Source organism: Velazquezella soli (assembly GCF_977018685.1).
The window spans coordinates 2233434-2251390 of sequence record NZ_CDRNXF010000004.1; the positions used below are offsets into that span (position 1 = coordinate 2233434).

At 60.5% G+C, this 17957-nt stretch carries 21 protein-coding genes, 1 tRNA gene and 2 riboswitches; of the genes, 13 read left to right on the forward strand and 9 right to left on the reverse strand.

What is annotated here, in order from left to right:
* Window positions 1–56 precede the first annotated feature (56 nt).
* A complete protein-coding gene (gene lipB, locus AC0JZ8_RS14250) occupies window positions 57–794 on the reverse strand; it encodes a lipoyl(octanoyl) transferase LipB (RefSeq protein WP_471892776.1) in 738 nt (245 codons plus the stop codon).
* A gap of 176 nt (window positions 795–970) precedes the next feature.
* Between lipB and AC0JZ8_RS14255 the strand changes: the two genes are divergently transcribed.
* The 9 genes from AC0JZ8_RS14255 to fghA all read left to right on the forward strand — a co-directional run bounded on the left by AC0JZ8_RS14255 (window position 971) and on the right by fghA (window position 6867).
* Window positions 971–1055, forward strand: a tRNA-Leu gene (locus AC0JZ8_RS14255).
* 145 nt (window positions 1056–1200) lie between these two features.
* A complete protein-coding gene (locus tag AC0JZ8_RS14260; protein ID WP_471892777.1) occupies window positions 1201–1437 on the forward strand; it encodes a hypothetical protein in 237 nt (78 codons plus the stop codon).
* 141 nt (window positions 1438–1578) lie between these two features.
* Entirely contained in the window at window positions 1579–2499 is a 921-nt protein-coding gene (locus tag AC0JZ8_RS14265) for a DMT family transporter (RefSeq protein WP_113110486.1), read from the forward strand.
* Window positions 2500–2540: 41 nt separating this feature from the next.
* Window positions 2541–3170, forward strand: a complete 630-nt coding sequence (locus tag AC0JZ8_RS14270; RefSeq protein WP_244474042.1) for a GNAT family N-acetyltransferase — start codon at window positions 2541–2543, stop codon at window positions 3168–3170.
* A 105-nt stretch (window positions 3171–3275) separates the two neighbouring features.
* A complete protein-coding gene (locus AC0JZ8_RS14275) occupies window positions 3276–4403 on the forward strand; it encodes an S-(hydroxymethyl)glutathione dehydrogenase/class III alcohol dehydrogenase (RefSeq protein ID WP_062580660.1) in 1128 nt (375 codons plus the stop codon).
* Window positions 4400–4861, forward strand: a complete 462-nt coding sequence (locus AC0JZ8_RS14280) for a GNAT family N-acetyltransferase (protein ID WP_471892778.1) — start codon at window positions 4400–4402, stop codon at window positions 4859–4861. The genes AC0JZ8_RS14275 and AC0JZ8_RS14280 overlap by 4 nt, the downstream gene beginning before the upstream one ends.
* On the forward strand, window positions 4858–5304 hold the full coding sequence (locus tag AC0JZ8_RS14285) for a YaiI/YqxD family protein (RefSeq protein WP_062457036.1): 447 nt from the start codon (window positions 4858–4860) through the stop codon (window positions 5302–5304). Before AC0JZ8_RS14280 ends, AC0JZ8_RS14285 begins: the two co-directional genes overlap by 4 nt.
* 31 nt (window positions 5305–5335) lie before the next feature.
* Entirely contained in the window at window positions 5336–6007 is a 672-nt protein-coding gene (locus tag AC0JZ8_RS14290) for a DUF1345 domain-containing protein (RefSeq protein WP_471892779.1), read from the forward strand.
* Window positions 6008–6033: 26 nt separating this feature from the next.
* Entirely contained in the window at window positions 6034–6867 is an 834-nt protein-coding gene (gene fghA / locus AC0JZ8_RS14295; RefSeq protein WP_471892780.1) for an S-formylglutathione hydrolase, read from the forward strand.
* Between the two features lie 54 nt (window positions 6868–6921).
* Here the strand turns inward: fghA and AC0JZ8_RS14300 are convergent, their stop codons facing one another.
* The 6 genes from AC0JZ8_RS14300 to crcB all read right to left on the reverse strand — a co-directional run bounded on the left by AC0JZ8_RS14300 (window position 6922) and on the right by crcB (window position 10805).
* Entirely contained in the window at window positions 6922–7305 is a 384-nt protein-coding gene (locus AC0JZ8_RS14300) for a DoxX family protein (RefSeq protein WP_471892781.1), read from the reverse strand.
* Between the two features lie 92 nt (window positions 7306–7397).
* Window positions 7398–7889: a hypothetical protein gene (locus tag AC0JZ8_RS14305; RefSeq protein WP_471892782.1), complete on the reverse strand. Its 492-nt coding sequence runs from the start codon at window positions 7887–7889 to the stop codon at window positions 7398–7400.
* 56 nt (window positions 7890–7945) lie between these two features.
* Window positions 7946–8737: an ATP12 family chaperone protein gene (locus AC0JZ8_RS14310; protein ID WP_471892783.1), complete on the reverse strand. Its 792-nt coding sequence runs from the start codon at window positions 8735–8737 to the stop codon at window positions 7946–7948.
* Between the two features lie 9 nt (window positions 8738–8746).
* On the reverse strand, window positions 8747–9400 hold the full coding sequence (locus AC0JZ8_RS14315; protein WP_062457059.1) for an HAD-IA family hydrolase: 654 nt from the start codon (window positions 9398–9400) through the stop codon (window positions 8747–8749).
* Complete coding sequence (locus AC0JZ8_RS14320; RefSeq protein ID WP_062457061.1) at window positions 9397–10389, reverse strand: RluA family pseudouridine synthase; 993 nt, start codon at window positions 10387–10389, stop codon at window positions 9397–9399. Before AC0JZ8_RS14320 ends, AC0JZ8_RS14315 begins: the two co-directional genes overlap by 4 nt.
* A gap of 38 nt (window positions 10390–10427) precedes the next feature.
* Window positions 10428–10805, reverse strand: a complete 378-nt coding sequence (gene crcB / locus AC0JZ8_RS14325; RefSeq protein WP_184655025.1) for a fluoride efflux transporter CrcB — start codon at window positions 10803–10805, stop codon at window positions 10428–10430.
* A gap of 117 nt (window positions 10806–10922) precedes the next feature.
* On the opposite strand from crcB, the gene AC0JZ8_RS14330 reads away from it, so the two are divergent.
* Window positions 10923–11204 carry a hypothetical protein gene (locus AC0JZ8_RS14330; protein ID WP_062457067.1) on the forward strand — a complete coding sequence of 94 codons (282 nt, stop codon included), beginning with the start codon at window positions 10923–10925 and terminating at the stop codon, window positions 11202–11204.
* Between the two features lie 3 nt (window positions 11205–11207).
* Here AC0JZ8_RS14330 and AC0JZ8_RS14335 read toward each other — a convergent pair whose 3' ends face one another.
* Together AC0JZ8_RS14335 and AC0JZ8_RS14340 are read right to left on the reverse strand one after the other, a co-directional pair.
* Window positions 11208–12395, reverse strand: coding sequence for a GNAT family N-acetyltransferase (locus tag AC0JZ8_RS14335; RefSeq protein ID WP_471892784.1), 1188 nt, complete (start codon window positions 12393–12395; stop codon window positions 11208–11210).
* Between the two features lie 87 nt (window positions 12396–12482).
* Window positions 12483–13028: a copper chaperone PCu(A)C gene (locus AC0JZ8_RS14340; RefSeq protein ID WP_471892785.1), complete on the reverse strand. Its 546-nt coding sequence runs from the start codon at window positions 13026–13028 to the stop codon at window positions 12483–12485.
* 173 nt (window positions 13029–13201) lie between these two features.
* A riboswitch (glycine riboswitch) is annotated at window positions 13202–13288 on the forward strand.
* Window positions 13289–13373, forward strand: a riboswitch (glycine riboswitch).
* Between the two features lie 84 nt (window positions 13374–13457).
* Between AC0JZ8_RS14340 and gcvT the strand changes: the two genes are divergently transcribed.
* From gcvT to gcvP, 3 genes are all read left to right on the forward strand, one after another.
* Window positions 13458–14594 carry a glycine cleavage system aminomethyltransferase GcvT gene (gene gcvT / locus AC0JZ8_RS14345; protein WP_471892786.1) on the forward strand — a complete coding sequence of 379 codons (1137 nt, stop codon included), beginning with the start codon at window positions 13458–13460 and terminating at the stop codon, window positions 14592–14594.
* A gap of 82 nt (window positions 14595–14676) precedes the next feature.
* Window positions 14677–15039: a glycine cleavage system protein GcvH gene (gcvH, locus tag AC0JZ8_RS14350; protein WP_062580646.1), complete on the forward strand. Its 363-nt coding sequence runs from the start codon at window positions 14677–14679 to the stop codon at window positions 15037–15039.
* A complete protein-coding gene (gcvP, locus tag AC0JZ8_RS14355; RefSeq protein ID WP_471892787.1) occupies window positions 15036–17909 on the forward strand; it encodes an aminomethyl-transferring glycine dehydrogenase in 2874 nt (957 codons plus the stop codon). Before gcvH ends, gcvP begins: the two co-directional genes overlap by 4 nt.
* The last annotated feature ends 48 nt before the right edge of the window (window positions 17910–17957 follow it).

The following is a 17957-nucleotide window of genomic DNA, read 5'->3' on the forward strand; positions in this document are numbered from 1 at the left end:
GACTCGTACGCCGGTGATTATCGCCGTCGCTACCAACCATCAGACGATTGAACAGGTCACCGTGAGGTGACCTGTTCTCGTTCGTTCACAGTCGGGCCGAAGATCTGCTCGAAAGCCTCACGAAGCCGGATATCGACATCCGTCATCATGACCGGCAGGCCGAGATCCACCAGGCTGGTCACACCATATCCAGTTATACCGCAAGGCACGATGCCGGAGAAATGCGACAGGTCGGGCTCGACGTTGAGCGACAGACCGTGAAAGCTCACCCAGCGGCGCAGGCGAATACCCAGTGCGGCGATTTTGTCCTCGGTGACCGACCCATCGAGCATGGCGGGCTTGTCCGGCCGCTTTACCCATACGCCAACACGATCCTCGCGCCGCTCGCCGCGAACGTTCATCATGTCGAGCGTCTGGATGACCAATTCCTCGAGCGCTGCCACATAGGCGCGAACATCCTGGCGACGGCGCTTCAGGTCAAGCATGACGTAGGCAACGCGCTGGCCCGGGCCATGATAGGTGTATTCTCCGCCGCGACCCGTCGCAAATACGGGAAACCGATCCGGCTCGATGAGATCGGCGGTCTGTGCGCTGGTTCCTGCAGTATAGAGCGGCGGATGCTCCAGCAGCCAGACGAGTTCGTCGGCATGGCCGTCGGCAATGGCTGCAACCTCCGCCTCCATCGTGGCGATCGCCACGTCGTAAGGCACGAGTTCGTCCGAAACCCGCCACCTTACGGGCGGACAGTCGGCTTGCGGCAGCATGGAGAGATTGAGATCGGTGCGTGTCAGCATGGCCAGTCTTCTGTCAAAAGCGAACAAGGGCGGCAAGAGCCTTGTTTTCTGGGACTTTATATAAGGTTATCCCCAACCCGTTTAAATCCTTCAAAAATCTGTCACGACGCACTTGTGCACCTCAAATCCTTTTGCTACATGCTCGCTCGCCGGAGCAATTCGGCTCTACCACGGATGCGGTCGTGGCGGAATTGGTAGACGCGCAGCGTTGAGGTCGCTGTGGGGCAACCCGTGGAAGTTCGAGTCTTCTCGACCGCACCAAAAGAACCCGGCTTCGGCCGGGTTTTTTCGTTTCTGGCGTCAAATGACGTTTGAGCCTGATCATGATCACCAAATTCACATCTTCAGAAACGAATTGACTTCTTGCTGCTTCTGGAACATAAACAGAACAACACAGGAGCGTGACATGGCAACCGCAGAAAAATTCATCGTTCTCCAATTCAAGAAGAACCGCGGCCACATCGTCCTCGGTGAAATGCGCCAAGCCTCGAACGCGGCCTCCGCCGAGAAGATCGCGACGGCCATGTCGGTGCGCGTCATCGGAGTCGCTGCCTATTCGGTAATGGTGGACGAAGAGACCGGCGACATGACCTCCCCGCGCCTTCTCATCGAACACGGTGAGACCACGGAACTCGCGGCCTAACATACCGCGACCTCTGTAAATGAGCATCGGATATGCTTTCCGGTGCTTGCAGCGCCAAGCGTTGCTGATGTGCCCGCACCTGCGGCTTGCCGACAAGGTCAGCCTGTGTTTGAACTCAGGTTCAATTGAAAGCGCAGGCCAATGCCCCCAAAGACTTCCGAAAACCCGCTCAAGGGCATGGCGATCATGGCCTCGTGCATGGCCATTCTGCCGGTCATGGATGCCATCGCCAAATACATGGCGAATTTCGAGCACATGTCGCCCGGACAGGTCACCTTCTATCGGTTCCTGTTCCAGTTCCTGAGCCTGCTGCCGCTGGCACTGCTTTCCGCCCGGTCGCTCATTCATGCGAATCGCCCGTGGATGAACCTGTTGCGCGGCACGTTGCATGCTTCGGCAAGTCTGATGTTTTTTGCCGCCGTCAAATATATGCCGCTTGCCGATGTGTTCGCGATCTACTTCGTCGAGCCGTTCATGCTGACGATGATGTCTGCCATCTTTCTCGGAGAAAGGGTCGGCTGGCGGCGCTGGCTTGCCATCGTGGTCGGTTTCGGTGGTGCGATGATCGTGATCCAGCCGAGCTATTCGATATTCGGCTGGACGGCGCTTCTGCCGGTCGCCTGCGCCTTTCTCTTCACGCTCTATCTGTTTCTCAATCGCGCCATTGGTGAGAGTGATTCGCCGCTGGTGATGCAAACCATCGCCGGCCTCGGCGGCACCGTCTTCATGGGCCTCGCGATGACGGCCGGAAGCGGTTTCGGCGTGACCGACTTCGAGCCGTCCCTGCCCGCCTCCGTGCTCGGGTTGCTGCTGCTGGTCGTCCTGGGTTCGATCTCGGGATACATGCACCTCCTCGTGGTGAAGGCGTTCAGGATGGCACCCCTGTCGCTGCTCGCGCCCTTCCAGTATTTCGAGATCATCTCGGCGACCGTGCTTGGCTATGCGCTGTTCGGCGACTTTCCGACGGCATCGAAATGGTTCGGCATCCTCATCATCGTGGCCTCGGGCCTGTTCATCATCTGGCGCGAACACGCCCAGTCGAAACAGCTCGTGCCTGCGTGACCTTCGTTGACAACAACCATCAAACATCGTGAAAAGACCTCATGAGCCAAGACCCGATGTCCCCTGACAATCCCATGCTTCTCAGCGGATATTCCAATGTTCCGCCGGGAATGATCGCCACCGTGGTGACCTGTCTGGAGATGCAGGAACGACCGGAACCCGGTTCCAATCCTCCTGCAGGATCGCTCACCGTCGAACACTGGCCGTCGCCGTCGATCGCGGATTATCGCGCGCTCTACAGATCAGTCGGCGAACACTGGATGTGGACCTCGCGCCTCATCATGGATGACAGCGAGCTTTCCGCCATCCTTCAAGACCCACTGATCGAAGTTCATGCCCTGATGGATGGCGATCGCGCGGTTGGGCTTCTGGAACTCGATTTTCGCAAGGAAGGCGAATGTGAGATCGGCTATTTCGGTCTTGCCGCCGGTACGATCGGCAAGGGGGCCGGCCGGTTCCTGATGAATGCTGCTATCGAAAAGGCGTGGTCGCGCCCGATCTCGCGCTTGTGGGTTCACACCTGCCACCTTGATTCGTCTCACGCTCTGCCATTTTACCAGCGCTCCGGCTTCAAACCCTTCAAGATGATGGTCGAAGTCGTCGATGATGTGCGGCTGACAGGCCTGGTGCCGCGCAGCGCATCTCCGCAGGCGCCGATCATCGAGCCCTGACCGATCACCCGATTGCGACTATTCATACCGTCTTCCGGCTTGAGCCCGAACCACTTGCCGTGCAAAAGTCGCGGTAGAATCTTATAGATAAAATGGAGTGACACCATGGATGTCCGCGCCGCCGTTGCCGTTCAGGCTGGCAAACCGCTCGAAGTGATGACCGTACAGCTGGAAGGCCCTCGCGCCGGCGAAGTGCTGATCGAGATCAAGGCGACCGGCATCTGCCATACCGACGATTTCACCCTGTCGGGTGCGGATCCGGAAGGCCTCTTCCCCGCCATCCTCGGCCATGAAGGCGCCGGCATCGTCGTTGATGTCGGACCGGGTGTAACCTCGGTCAAGAAGGGCGACCACGTCATTCCGCTTTACACGCCGGAATGCCGCGAGTGCTATTCCTGCACATCGCGCAAGACCAACCTTTGCACCTCCATCCGCACCACGCAGGGCCAGGGCGTGATGCCTGACGGCACCAGCCGGTTTTCGATCGGCAAGGACAAGATCCACCATTACATGGGCTGCTCGACATTCTCCAACTTCACCGTTCTGCCCGAGATTGCCGTTGCCAAGGTCAATCCCGACGCGCCGTTCGACAAGATCTGCTACATCGGCTGCGGTGTCACGACGGGCATCGGCGCCGTCATCAATACGGCCAAGGTTGAAATCGGTTCGACCGCGATCGTCTTCGGTCTCGGCGGCATCGGCCTTAACGTTCTGCAGGGTCTGAGGCTTGCCGGCGCCGACATGATCATCGGCGTCGACATCAATCCCGACCGCAAGGAATGGGGCGAGAAGTTCGGCATGACACATTTCGTCAACCCGAAAGAGGTCGGCGAAGACATCGTGCCCTATCTCGTCAACATGACCAAGCGCAACGGCGACCTGATCGGCGGCGCCGACTACACGTTCGATTGCACCGGCAATACCAAGGTCATGCGCCAGGCGCTCGAATCGTCGCATCGCGGCTGGGGCAAGTCGGTCATCATCGGCGTTGCCGGCGCAGGTCAGGAAATCTCGACCCGTCCGTTCCAGCTGGTCACCGGCCGCAACTGGATGGGCACGGCCTTCGGCGGTGCCCGAGGACGCACAGACGTGCCGAAGATCGTCGACTGGTATATGGAAGGCAAGATCCAGATCGATCCGATGATCACCCACACAATGCCGCTCGAAGACATCAACAAGGGTTTCGAGCTGATGCATTCGGGCGAAAGCATCCGTGGCGTGGTGGTCTATTGACCACCCTGCCGTCCTACACGACCGATGTGCGGAGACTGGAAGAGTTCTCCGCACTCGACCTCTATGCCATGCTGAAGATGCGCGTGGACGTGTTCGTCGTCGAGCAGACTTGTCCCTATCCGGAACTTGACGGCAACGATGCGGCCTGTCTGCATCTGCGTCTTCTCGACGGCCGCGATCTGCTGGCCTGCGCCCGCATCTGGCGGCCGGAGCCCTCAGACAATCCGCGCATCGGCCGCGTTGCCGTCTCGCCGGATCATCGGGGCAAGCGGCTCGGCGAAGCGTTGATGCGCGAATCGATCGCCGCCTGCGAACAGGCCTATCCCGGAGAAACGATCGAGATTTCCGCGCAGGCGCATCTTCAGAAATTCTATGCCTCGTTCGGCTTCTCGCCGATATCAGAGGAATATCTGGAGGACGGTATTCCGCATGTGGACATGCTGAGGGCAAAGCCTTGATCTATGTCGATGCCGATGCCTGCCCCGTGAAGGCGGAAATCCTTAAAGTCGCTGAGCGTCACGCGTTTGAGGTGACGTTTGTTGCCAATTCCGGCTTGCGTCCGTCCCGCGATCCGATGGTGAAGAACGTCATCGTCTCGGCCGGTTTCGACGCCGCCGACGACTGGATTGCCGAGCGCGCCGGCCCTGCCGACATCGTCATTACGGCCGACGTGCCGCTTGCCGTGCGTTGTGTGGCCGCCGGTGCCTTTGTCACGGGACCGACCGGGCGCGTGTTCGACGAGACCAATATCGGCATGGCGAGCGCCATGCGCGATCTTGGCCAGCATCTGCGCGAGACGGGCGAAAGCAAGGGCTATAACGCAGCCTTCTCGCCACGCGACCGATCCAAATTCCTGGAGACGCTGGACAGGCTCTGCCGGCGCGCCAAATCAAACGGCTAGACCGCGCTATCAAGGCGGTACGGGAGGGCGGATGTCGACACAACAGGGCAAGGCATCGCTGTGGCACTGGCGCCGCCGCCGGCATGGGCCCTTTTTCGCATCGGCGATCGTCGCAGTCGTCGCGTTGCCTGTGCTGATCTGGCAGTTGCCGGAGCTTGCCGCAGCGCTGACGGCGATCGTCTTTTTCGTCGTCTATCTTGGATTGATGGCATTCCGAATCCCGCATCTGGACGCCGACCGCTTCGAGAAAAGCGGCCAGAACACCGATGAACCGGCACCGCTTATCCTGGCCGTCACGCTTGCTGCGGCGGCGATTTCGTTGGTGACGCTGTTTGAAGCGATGAACGACAAGCAGACGTCAGGTGCGTTGGATGTGATGGTCGGCTTCGCCGCCGTCATTCTCGGCTGGTTTTCGCTGCACATGATGTTTGCCCTACACTACGCCCACCTCTACTGGCGCCCCGGCGACGACAAGGTCGAGGGCCCGATTGGCGGCCTCGACTTTCCCGGAACCGATCGTCCGGGCGGCTGGGAGTTTCTCTATTTCGGCTATATCATCGGCATGACCGCCCAGACGTCCGATGTCGCGATCACGGCGACCGACATGCGCAGGATCAATCTCCTCCACTCGGTCGTGTCTTTCTTTTTCAACACGGTGCTGGTAGCCGCTGCGGTCAATGCCGTCGTTTCGCTGGCCGGCTGAAGTCCCAACATCGAGGAACATGACCGATGAAGATCATCTCACAGAACACCGCATTTGGCGGCATGCAGGGCGTCTATTCGCATCCGTCGGATGCCTGCAAATGCGATATGACCTTTGCCGTGTTCGTGCCGCCGCAGGCGCTGTCTGAGCCGTGCCCTGTCCTCTGGTATCTGTCGGGTCTCACCTGCACCCATCAGAACGTGATGGACAAGGGCGAGTATCGCCGGCTGGCTGCAGAGCTCGGTCTCGTCATCGTCTGCCCCGACACAAGCCCGCGCGGAGACGACGTCGCGGATGAGGCGACCAACTGGCAGATGGGCAAGGGTGCCGGATTTTATCTCGATGCGACTCAGCAGCCCTGGGCCGAGAACTACCAGATGTACACCTACATCACGCAGGAACTGCCCGCTCTCATCGCCGAGCACTTCCGCGTCGACATGAGCCGGCAGGGGATCTTCGGCCACTCCATGGGTGGCCATGGCGCCATGACGATTGCTCTCAAAAACCCCGACCGGTTCAAGAGCTGCTCGGCCTTTGCGCCCATCGTCGAGCCGACAACCGCCGACTGGTCTGCGCCGTCGTTTGAAAAATATCTCGGTGCCGATCAGGCTCCATGGCGGCAATACGATGCCTGCGCGCTGGTGAAAGACGGGGCGCATTTTCCGGAATTCCTGATCGATCAGGGCAAGGCCGACAACTTCCTCGAGAGCGGCCTGCGGCCATGGCTGTTCGAAGAGGCAATAGAGGGCAAGGATATTGCCCTGACACTCAGGATGCATGAGCGCTACGACCATTCCTACTTCTTCATCTCGACATTCATGGACGACCATCTGCGCTGGCATGCCGAGCGTCTGGTCTAATTGATCGTTTGAGAATCAGGACGCCCGCGCGCAATCGCTCGCGGGCGTAGAGTTTCAGTCCTTGTCGACGGCCCAGGCGCCCGGGCCCGAGAAGACGAGATACAGGAAAATGAAGCAGAACAGGATGGCGCCTTCGCCGCCGTTCAGCGCCGGCCAAAAACCCTTGCTGGCATGCGCCATGAAATAAGCGACAGCCATCTGGCCGGACAGGAGAAACGCGACCGGGCGGGTCATGAAGCCGACGACCAGCAACGCGCCGCCGACCACTTCAAGCAGCGCTGCAATCAGCAGAAGCGGTGGTAAAGAACCCTCGCCCATCGGCGCCGGAAAACCGAACAGCTTCATTGTGCCGTGCTCGATGAAGAGCAGGGCTGCAATGATTCTCAGTACGGCCAGCGCCTGCGGACGGTATTGTCCCAAACGATTGAAAAACTGCATGTGATAACCTCTCGTAGCAATGTCGCGACTGCGCGACAGCGAGCGAGTTAAGCTCGGTTTGCCTGCGGAAATCAAATGCATTTCGTCAAGAATCAGGGCTCGAACAAAGCCGACGTGATCGTTGCGGAATGTCCGCTGCGCAGGCGGAACTCGCTCGCCACCCGGTCGGCGATCTTTCTGGCAAGGGCTGCATCTCCATCCTTGTTGCCGAAGAAAAAGACCGATGCTTCGAACGATCCCGTTGCAACCGGTTCGCCCGTCGAGACGGAGACGGCCTGAACCGTGACCCTCGCCTCCAGCCGCCGGCCAAAGACGACGGGAACTGGCGCTGCCCGGTCGATGCGAACGGAGATGATGGTTCGCGGCAGCATGCTCGGCCGCATCGTCGAGCGCACAGCCTCATCGATCAGCATGTCGGTGGCGATGACGAGGCCCTGAGGCACGTCCGGTCTTGCGGTGACGAAAGCTCCCCTGACGTCGTAGAGAAGCTTGTCGCGCACACCATCTTCCAACGGCATGCGAAACGCCATCAGCGATGGCGTCAGGGTCAAGATCAGGGCTAGGCGCAGGACACCGGAACGCATGGGGAAACTCGATACGCAGACTGTACCGATCTTCCCCCAACAGGGTTAGAGAAGGATTAAATCCGCCCTGTGGTTGCGTCAAAAACCGCAGCAGCGGCCTGCATCTCTTCGAACCGCTTTGCGCGGCGATGTTCGGCCTCGGCATCGGATCCCCAATGCTCGATTGCCCAGTCTTCCTCCAGATGCGCAAGCCGCCATGTGTCATCGACGGAGAGTTCGCCTTCGGCGAAAGCAATCGCCAGGATTGCGGAGCCCGTCAGCGATGTCACCGTGTGGAGAGACGCAAGCTCGATCGGGGACGCATATTTGCGCAACACCCCGGAAAGGGCGGCGATCGCTTCCTTAGGCTGCTCCTTGGGCATGATACCCTCGATCACCTCGAAGCGAGCGCCGATCGCGTTGGCGGCCCAGTCCAGGACCGGATCCCACTGCTCGGCCTGACGAAGCGTAAGGTTTGCAGGTGTTTCTGCGCGGTAGCACAGCATGTCGCTCGACGAGAAGCGAAGGATGTCCTCGAACACGGCCTGCGGGTCGGCGGCAATGCCGTCGATCGCAGTGTTGACGAGCCGTGTTACCGGCATCGTGCGCGGATCGATCACATCCACCTGCGATGCCCATTCGTCGCGGACGAGTTCGGCAACCCGTGTGGTTGGCATTCTCAAGGCGTTCTTGGCGGGTGTTTTCACCGGCCGTCCATCGAGAAGGATGGCGTAGTCACCCTCGCCCGCCTCAACCGAGACTTCCTTGTAGAAGCGCTTCGGCAGAGGCTTGTGCATCTGGATCTGTGCCCGCCGGGTCGGGTCTTCGTGGCTCAAACCGGCGTTCGGGTCGGATAGTATGTCGCGCATGGAAAACCCTCAGCCGATCAACGGCAGCAATTCGCTTGGATGATGGACGATGTGGTCGGCTCCGGCCTTCTGAAGCTCGCCAACCGAGGCGTATCCCCAGGAAACACCGATTGCCGTTGCACCGGCCGCCTTTGCCATCTGCATGTCGTAGATCGCATCGCCAATGACAAGAGTGTCTTCGGGCGACACGCCCGTCGCGTCGCAGCATTCGGTGACCATCGCCGGATGGGGTTTGGACGGGCAATCATCTGCCGTGCGGCTGACGACGAAATGGTCTGCATAGCCGTGCGTGTTCATGATCATGTCGAGGCCGCGACGGGATTTGCCGGTGACAGCGCCGATCAACAGGTCGTCTCGCGGTCCGATCGTCTCGATCAGGTCCTTTATGCCATCGAACAAAGGCTCGCGGAAATCGAGATCCTGGCGCACCACGGAAAAGAGCGACTTGTAGTAGGCCATCATCTCGACGGCTTCTTCATCGGCATGCGGCTTGCCGTCGATGCGGGCGATCGCGATGTCGAGCGTCAGGCCGATGATCGACTTCGTCTGCGCCAATGTGGGTTCAGCCTTGCCGAAGTGACGGAAGGTGCGCAGCATCGTCTCGTGGATCAGTTCGGCGCTGTCGACCAGCGTGCCGTCGCAATCGAACAGGACAAGCTTCATTCCTGGTCCTCCCGCCGACCGTTCTCCATGTCGAAGCCCAGAAGGTTCCAGGACTGCACCATGTGCGGCGGCAGCGGAGCCGTGACCCGCAGACGACCGCCATCCGGATGCGGGATGTCGATGTGGCGCGCGTGCAGATGCAGCTTTTTCTGGATGCCGCCCGGGAACGGCCAGTTGTGGTCGTCGTCGAAATATTTCGGATCGCCGATGATCTGGTGACCGAGATGCAGCGCATGGACACGCAGCTGGTGCGTACGGCCGGTATAGGGCTCCATCTCTAGCCACGCCATCGTCTGCGCGGCGGTTTCCAGAACGCGGTAGTAGGAGACCGCGTGATCGGCGCCCTCCTCGCCATGTCTCGCGATCCGCATACGGTCGCCGTCGGGCGTCTGTTCCTTGACCAGCCAGTTGGAGATCTTGTCCTCGCGCTTGCGCGGAACGCCCTTGACCAGCGCCCAGTAGGTTTTTTTGGTATCGCGCTCGCGGAATGCCGCGGTCAGCTTCTGTGCAGCACCGCGGGTTCGGGCAACAACCAGGACGCCTGATGTGTCGCGGTCGATCCGGTGGACGAGACGCGGTTTTTCGCCTCTCTTGTTGGTGAAGGCATCCATCATCTGGTCGATATGGCGGGTCACGCCGGATCCGCCCTGCACAGCCAGACCCGCCGGCTTGTTGAGAACGAAGACCTTGTCGTCTTCATGCAGCATCATCCGCTGCAAAAGCTCGTAGTCGCCGGCGTGCTTCAGATCCTTGCCCGCGATCGGCCCGCTGTTCTTCGCGTCGGTATCCATCGGGGGAATGCGGACCATCTGGCCGGGCTCGACGCGCGTGTCGCTTTTCACACGGCCACCGTCGATGCGCACCTGTCCGGAGCGCAGTAGTTTCTGTAGAGGGCCGAAGCCGAGACCCGGGAAATGGATCTTGAACCAACGGTCGAGGCGCATGCCTGCCTCGTCCGCCTCGACGCGGATATGCTCGATGCCTGCCATCAAAGCTCTTTCATCTTATCTGTGATCAGTCCTGCCCTTTAGAGCATTGCCCGCCCGAGCGCCAGCCCGGCAAAGACCGCACACAGCGACACGCCGACGCTTGCGATCACATAACTTGCCCCCGCCACGGTCGCGCCGCGCTCGAACAGCGAGATGACATCCAGCGAAAAGGCCGAAAACGTCGTGAAGCCGCCGAGAAATCCAGTCACCAGCAGGAGACGCATCTCAGGCGAGGCGTTGAGGCGCCGGGCAATCACCTCGCTTATCAAACCGATTGCGAAACAGCCGACGATGTTGACGGTCAGCGTTCCCCAGGGAAAGTTCGGCCCGAACCGGCGCAGCGTCCAGACGCCCACGAGGTAGCGGGCGACGGAACCGAATGCGCCGCCCAGTGCGACAAGTATGATATTGATCATCGAGATATCCAGAAAAGTCCTAAATCGTGCCTACCGTTAAAATGCCGGGATTTCGGTTAAATCGCGGCAAACTCGGCGCATATTACATATGTGCCGAATGGGTTGAAGGCGGTTGCTATGGTTCAGGTGACGACAATTTCGGCAAGCATGGCAGCGCTCGCCATAGAGACGTTAAGAACGCCGCCGCAACTGTCCGTCAAAGCGAGAATTGGTGAGGCCAAACGTGTCGCCGAACGCGCTTCTGCGCGTGATCAGAGTGCGACCGATCCGACGGTCACCGGGGCGATGACGCTTGCGACCAGCCTGTCTCTCGATTTCCTCGATGCCGGCCAGCAGCCTCCGCAGCAGCAGGCATCGCTGCAGATGGCCGAAGCCGCCTATCGTGACACGGAAGAGTGACCCTCAGATGCCGAGAACGAGAAGTCCGACGCCCTGAATGCCGCTGACGAAGCGGCGCCAGCTTTCCGGTATTGTGAAATATACCCGCTTGGCGAATGGACGGATGACCGGAAGCCAAGCCTGCGCGTAGAGGCGCCCTTTCCACGAGAAGGGCAGGCTATAGCCGTTCAGCAACAGTTTCTGGTTTGCCCAGGATTGTTTGTAGGCGCCATCGCCGCCGAGAAGATCGTAGGTCTTGATCCCGTTGTCGATCAGCCAGCAGACTGTCATTTCCATCTGCACCTTGCCGGCGGAGAGATGCCGCAGGCTCCAGTCGAAGCTTCCGAGATAGGCATAGTAGTGCCCTGCCCGCACGAAGCCGAGCTCCATCGCCACCGTGACATCGCCGGCCCGCAGGATCGAAAGGCACGCACCCTCTAGCAACGCGGCATCACCCGTCAGGCTCGCCAGGAAATCGTCCAGGCCATCGAAGGAAAAACCGCTGCTGCTTCTCCCGGTCTCGCGCAGCCAAACCCGCTTCATCGCCGCACATTCGCGAACGTATTCGGCAAACCTTTGATCGGAGGGCCAGATCATCTCGAAGGTGAGTTCGCCGAGCCGCGCCAGATGGTTGCGCCGACGGTTGCGATTGCGCTTCTTCAATTTGCCGCCGTGCGAGCGGTATGCGTCCGAATCGGCAAACTGCGTGAGATCGAGCACGGCGCTGCTTCCGCCGTAGCCTCGGATCGTCGGCTGTGAGCGAAGCAGAAGTCCCAGCGAGGATTGATGCGGAACGGGGTGAAAGACCGCGACATCACAATCGGGCATCATCTCGATACGGGTGAGCAACTTGCCCATCAGCAATCCGGCAAGATGGGCGTCGTCGCACAGGAGATTGCAGTATTGCGAGTGGGGTGCGCCGAGGTTTTCCAACACCCTTATGCCGCTGACGGTCTGAACCATCAAAGGCCAGACTGCGACGAGACTGCCGTTGCGCCACACAGTCTCGATCCGGAATTCGAACGCGGAGCCGTCGCCGGCAAAGGCTGCGACCCAGCCGCGGCACCAATCGAAACTCTGAAAATAGGTCAGCCGGTCTTCACACCGGCTTTCAAGGGCCCGCCAGGCGTCGGCGACCGTGTCGATTTCCGCAAGTGTGTTGAGGCGTCGGTAAATGCCGGCGTCCGGTTCCGGTGCACTGGAAATATCCACGATCTTCGTCCCCACAAAGCCAACCCATCGGTAGAATAGATGGCGGAGCTAAACGAGATATTACGCCTGAGATCACATCCCGCGTGATCAGTTATGCTGGTTGGCAGGACGGAAACCCTGGACCGGGAGCGTGAGATCGAGACTGCCGGACTTCTCGAAGGTCAGCTTCAGGGGCACGCTGTCGCCCTGCTTGAAAGGAGTCGCGACTTTGGTGAACATCAGATGCAGTCCACTGGGCTTCAACTCGACGGTCTGGCCGGCTGGGACCGCAATGCCGCCTTCGAGACGGCGCATCTTCATGATCTCGCCCTGCATCGACATTTCGTGGATCTCCACGGCAGGCGACAGAGGCGATGAGGCAGAGACGAGTCTATCGTCTTCGCTGCCCGTGTTGCGGATCACGAGATAGCCACCGCCGACCGGCTGGCCGGGAAGCATGGCACGCACATAACCGCCGGAAATCTCGAGCAAACCGAGTTGAACTGTGGCGCCCGATGTGGCCGCCGGATCGGACGATCCGTGCATGTGCATGCCACCATTCCCGGAACCGGCATCTCCCGCCTGGGCATAGGATTGATCTGCCGCCGCACCAAGTGTCGCTGCAAACAGCGCCAGAGTCGCAAGAAATTTCATGACAACGCCTCCCATCGTCTTTCAAGACGACGGGTAGAGCAGATTCCTGAACGTCCGGAAAGCTTGAACCTTGGCACTCAGTCGCGATGCCTAACTCTATGGTGTGCGACAAAAATCTTGGTCACGACGACATTCTCCCCTTGTCAAACCTGTCGCCTCCTCGATAATGAACCTCATACCCGTTGGGAGAAGCCGCTTCGATGCGGTGCCGAAGGAGCAACCGCCCCGGAAACTCTCAGGCAAAAGGACCACGGGCGACCAACCGGAACTCTGGAGAGTAGCAACCGTCATCGGGGGCTCGCCGAAGGGATAACAATCTCAGGCGAAAAGGACAGAGGGGGCTCGAAACAGGCGCGTAACCGCGCCCTGATCAGAGCCGGCGTGTGAGCTGATTTTACTCAGCGAGCGCCAAAACCTGGAGGCGCCTTTTTGGACGATCACTCAGTTCTCAAGACCACACCGCTCAACGCGCTGCATCTTTCGCTTGGTGCGAAGATGGTGCCGTTCGCGGGCTACGACATGCCGGTGCAATATCCGCTCGGCGTGATGAAGGAGCACCTCCATACGCGTGCTGCCGCAGGCCTGTTCGATGTCTCCCACATGGGCCAGGTCATCGTCAGAGCGAAGTCCGGCGACTATGCAGATGCAGCACTTGCGCTGGAAAAGCTCGTTCCGGTCGACATCCTGTCGCTGAAGGAAGGCCGTCAGCGTTACGGGTTCTTCACCGACGACAATGGCTGCATTCTCGACGACCTGATGATCACCAATCGCGGCGACCATCTTCTCGTCGTCGTCAACGCCGCCTGCAAGGATGCCGACCTTGCGCACATGAAGGCGCACCTTCCGGACTGCGACGTCACCCTGCTCGACGACCGCGCGTTGATCGCCCTCCAAGGTCCACGTGCCGAAGCTGTTCTGGCCGAGCTCTGGGCTGGCGTCTCCTCAATGAAGTTCATGGATGTCCGCGAAGTGCCGCTGCACGACGTTGCTTGCATCATCTCGCGCTCCGGTTATTCCGGCGAGGACGGTTTCGAGATCTCGATCCCGCAGGACCATGCCGTCGCCGTTGCCAAGGCATTGCTCGAACACCCGGATTGCGAAGCCATCGGCCTCGGCGCCCGTGACAGCCTGCGGCTTGAAGCCGGTCTGTGTCTTTATGGAAACGACATCGACACTACGACGTCGCCGATCGAGGCATCGCTCGAATGGGCATTGCAGAAGGCCCGCAAGGCCGGCGGTGACCGCGAAGGCGGGTTTCCGGGAGCTGACCGCATCCTTGGCGAACTGGCAGACGGTACCAGCCGCCGCCGCGTCGGCCTGAAGCCGGAAGGCAAGGCGCCGGTGCGTTCGCATGCCAAACTGTTTGCCGATGCGGACGGGCTCAAGGAACTCGGCGAAGTCACCTCTGGTACATTCGGCCCGACGGTCGAAGGTCCGGTTGCCATGGGTTACGTTCCCGTCAGCCATGCAGTTGCAGGTACGCAGGTCTTTGCCGAAGTGCGCGGAAAATACCTGCCGATGACGGTGGCCGCGCTGCCGTTCATCACGCCGACCTACAAGCGATAAACACGCGCGGGCGGCTTGGCCCCATCCCCGGCCTCCCCCCCCACGTCATCCCCATTCACGCTTTCCTTAAGAGGACATTCCCATGCTGAAATTCACCGCCGAACACGAATGGCTGAAACTCGAAGACGGCGTTGCCACCGTCGGCATCACCACCCATGCTGCCGAGCAGCTCGGTGATCTCGTGTTTGTCGAACTGCCGGAAGTCGGTGCCGAGCTGGTGAAGGACGGCAATGCCGCAACCGTCGAAAGCGTCAAGGCAGCCTCCGACGTCTATTCTCCGCTCGACGGCGAAGTCACCGAAGTCAATCAGGCGATCGTCGACGACCCGTCGCTGGTCAATTCCGATCCGCAGGCTGCCGGCTGGTTCTTCAAGCTGAAGCTCAAGAATGTAGCCGACGCCGACGCGCTGATGGACGAAGCTGCCTACAAGGAACTGATCGGATGAGCGACTCGACCGACTTCCACTTCACCGACTACGATCCTTACGATTTCGCCAACCGTCGCCATATCGGTCCGTCCCCGACGGAGATGAGCGATATGCTTGCCGTGATCGGCTACAAGTCGCTCGACGCGCTGATCGATGCCACGGTCCCCGCCTCCATCCGCCAGCAGAACCCACTGACCTGGGGTGCGGCGCTGACCGAACGCGAAGCGCTCGACAAGCTGCGCGAGACCGCCAACAAGAACCAGGTGCTGACCACGCTGATCGGACAGGGCTATTACGGCACCGTGACGCCGCCGGTCATCCAGCGCAACATTCTGGAGAACCCAGCCTGGTACACGGCATACACGCCCTACCAGCCGGAAATCTCCCAAGGCCGCCTCGAAGCGCTCCTGAACTTCCAGACGATGATCTGCGACCTGACCGGCCTCGACGTCGCCAATGCCTCGCTGCTCGATGAAGCGACGGCGGCTGCCGAAGCCATGGCGCTATGCCAGCGCCAGGCGAAATCGAAGGCAACCGCCTTCTTCGTCGATCACGCCTGTCATCCGCAGACGATCGCGTTGATCGAGACACGTGCAGCGCCGCTCGGCTGGAGCGTGATCGTCGGTGATCCGATGACCGATCTCGACCCGGTCGACGTGTTCGGAGCGATCTTCCAGTATCCCGGCACCAATGGTGAAGTCCGTGATTTCTCCGGCCTGATTTCCCGCCTGCACCAGACCGGTGCGGTCGCTGCTATGGCGGCCGATCTTCTGGCGCTGACGCTTCTGAAATCGCCCGGCGAAATGGGTGCGGATATCGCGATCGGCTCGTCGCAGCGGTTTGGCGTGCCTGTCGGTTACGGCGGCCCGCACGCGGCCTATATGTCGGTCAAGGATGCGCACAAGCGCGCCATGCCCGGCCGCCTCGTCGGCGTCTCCGTCGATGCCCGCGGCAATCGTGCCTACCGCCTGTCGCTGCAGACCCGCGAACAGCATATCCGCCGCGAGAAGGCCACGTCGAACATCTGCACCGCGCAGGTTCTGCTCGCTGTCATGGCCTCGATGTACGGCGTCTTCCACGGCCCGGAAGGCCTGAAGGCGATTGCCCAAGCGGTGCACAAAAAGGCCGTGCTGATGGCCAAGGGCCTGGAAAAGCTCGGTTACACGATCGAACCCGATACGTTCTTCGACACGTTCACTGTCGAGGTCGGCCACATGCAGGGTGTGATCATGCGGGCGGCCGTTTCTGAAGGCGTCAACCTGCGCAAGGTCGGTGAAACCAGGATTGGCATGTCGCTCGACGAACGCACCCGCCCTGTCACGCTCGAGGCCGTCTGGCGCGCATTCGGCGGTGAGTTCAAGGTGTCGGACTTCCCGGTCGAATACCGCCTGCCCAACGCGCTTCTCAGAAAATCGGATTACATGACCCATCCGATCTTCCACATGAACCGCGCCGAAAGCGAGATGACCCGCTACATCCGCCGCCTGTCGGACCGCGACCTGGCGCTGGACCGCGCGATGATCCCGCTCGGCTCCTGCACGATGAAGCTGAACGCGACGGCTGAAATGCTGCCGATCACCTGGCCGGAGTTTTCCGACATCCATCCGTTCGTGCCGGTCGACCAGGCACTCGGCTACAAGGAAATGATCGACGATCTGTCGGCAAAGCTTTGCCAGATAACCGGTTACGATGCCTTCTCGATGCAGCCGAATTCCGGTGCTCAGGGCGAGTATGCGGGCCTGCTAACGATCCGCAACTATCACATCGCCAATGGCGATACCCATCGCGACGTCTGCCTCATCCCCACCTCCGCGCACGGCACCAATCCTGCCTCGGCCCAGATGGTCGGCATGAAGGTCGTGGTCGTGAAAGTGCTCGAGAACGGCGATATCGATCTCGAAGACTTCCGTGCCAAGGCACAGCAGCATGCGGCAAATCTGTCCTGCTGCATGATCACCTATCCTTCGACACACGGCGTGTTCGAGGAGACGGTGAAGGAGATCTGCGAGATCACCCATGCCAATGGCGGCCAGGTCTATCTCGACGGTGCCAATATGAACGCAATGGTCGGATTGTCCCGCCCGGGTGACATTGGCTCCGACGTTTCGCATCTCAACCTGCACAAGACGTTCTGCATTCCGCATGGCGGCGGCGGTCCCGGCATGGGGCCGATCGGCGTCAAGGCGCACCTGGCAAGCCACCTGCCCGGTCACCCGCAATGGGCTGGAGAACTCGGCAGCGAAGGTGCGGTTTCGGCGGCGCCGTTCGGCTCTCCCTCGATCCTGCCGATCTCCTGGTCCTACTGCCTGATGATGGGCGGCGAAGGGCTCACGCAGGCGACGAAGGTTGCGATCCTCAACGCCAACTATATCGCAGCCCGGCTCAAGGGCGCCTACGATGTGCTCTACAAGTCCGCAAGCGGACGCGTCGCGCATGAGTGCATCATCGACACCCGCCCGCTCAACGCCTCGGCCGGCGTCTCTGTCGACGATGTTGCAAAACGCCTGATCGACTGCGGCTTTCACGCCCCGACGATGAGCTGGCCGGTTGCCGGTACGCTGATGATCGAACCGACGGAATCGGAAACGAAGGCTGAGATCGACCGGTTCTGCGATGCGATGCTGGCAGTCCGCGAAGAGGCTCGTGCGATCGAAGACGGTCGCATGGACAGGGTCAACAACCCGCTGAAGAACGCTCCGCACACGGTGGAAGACCTGGTCGGCGAATGGGATCGTCCTTATAGCCGCGAACAGGCCTGCTACCCGCCGGGCGCTTTCCGTGTCGACAAATACTGGTCGCCGGTCAACCGCGTCGACAATGTCTATGGCGACCGCAATCTGCTCTGCACCTGCCCGCCACTTGAGGACTACGCGGAGGCCGCGGAGTAACACGAATACCGGAGAGGCCCGGGCTTTGGGCCTCTCCGGGATATATTT

Bases quoted from the DNA above. Each gene is read 5' to 3' on its own strand.
- lipB (WP_471892776.1), bottom strand. From the start codon at position 794: ATGCTGACACGCACCGATCTCAATCTCTCCATGCTGCCGCAAGCCGAC.
- gcvP (WP_471892787.1), top strand. From the start codon at position 15,036: ATGAGCGACTCGACCGACTTCCACTTCACCGACTACGATCCTTACGAT.
- AC0JZ8_RS14265 (WP_113110486.1), top strand. From the start codon at position 1,579: ATGCCCCCAAAGACTTCCGAAAACCCGCTCAAGGGCATGGCGATCATG.
- crcB (WP_184655025.1), bottom strand. From the start codon at position 10,805: ATGATCAATATCATACTTGTCGCACTGGGCGGCGCATTCGGTTCCGTC.
- AC0JZ8_RS14275 (WP_062580660.1), top strand. From the start codon at position 3,276: ATGGATGTCCGCGCCGCCGTTGCCGTTCAGGCTGGCAAACCGCTCGAA.
- AC0JZ8_RS14340 (WP_471892785.1), bottom strand. From the start codon at position 13,028: ATGAAATTTCTTGCGACTCTGGCGCTGTTTGCAGCGACACTTGGTGCG.
- AC0JZ8_RS14315 (WP_062457059.1), bottom strand. From the start codon at position 9,400: ATGAAGCTTGTCCTGTTCGATTGCGACGGCACGCTGGTCGACAGCGCC.
- AC0JZ8_RS14290 (WP_471892779.1), top strand. From the start codon at position 5,336: ATGTCGACACAACAGGGCAAGGCATCGCTGTGGCACTGGCGCCGCCGC.
- fghA (WP_471892780.1), top strand. From the start codon at position 6,034: ATGAAGATCATCTCACAGAACACCGCATTTGGCGGCATGCAGGGCGTC.
- AC0JZ8_RS14330 (WP_062457067.1), top strand. From the start codon at position 10,923: ATGGTTCAGGTGACGACAATTTCGGCAAGCATGGCAGCGCTCGCCATA.
- AC0JZ8_RS14305 (WP_471892782.1), bottom strand. From the start codon at position 7,889: ATGCGTTCCGGTGTCCTGCGCCTAGCCCTGATCTTGACCCTGACGCCA.
- AC0JZ8_RS14310 (WP_471892783.1), bottom strand. From the start codon at position 8,737: ATGCGCGACATACTATCCGACCCGAACGCCGGTTTGAGCCACGAAGAC.
- AC0JZ8_RS14300 (WP_471892781.1), bottom strand. From the start codon at position 7,305: ATGCAGTTTTTCAATCGTTTGGGACAATACCGTCCGCAGGCGCTGGCC.
- AC0JZ8_RS14260 (WP_471892777.1), top strand. From the start codon at position 1,201: ATGGCAACCGCAGAAAAATTCATCGTTCTCCAATTCAAGAAGAACCGC.
- AC0JZ8_RS14270 (WP_244474042.1), top strand. From the start codon at position 2,541: ATGAGCCAAGACCCGATGTCCCCTGACAATCCCATGCTTCTCAGCGGA.
- gcvH (WP_062580646.1), top strand. From the start codon at position 14,677: ATGCTGAAATTCACCGCCGAACACGAATGGCTGAAACTCGAAGACGGC.
- AC0JZ8_RS14320 (WP_062457061.1), bottom strand. From the start codon at position 10,389: ATGGCAGGCATCGAGCATATCCGCGTCGAGGCGGACGAGGCAGGCATG.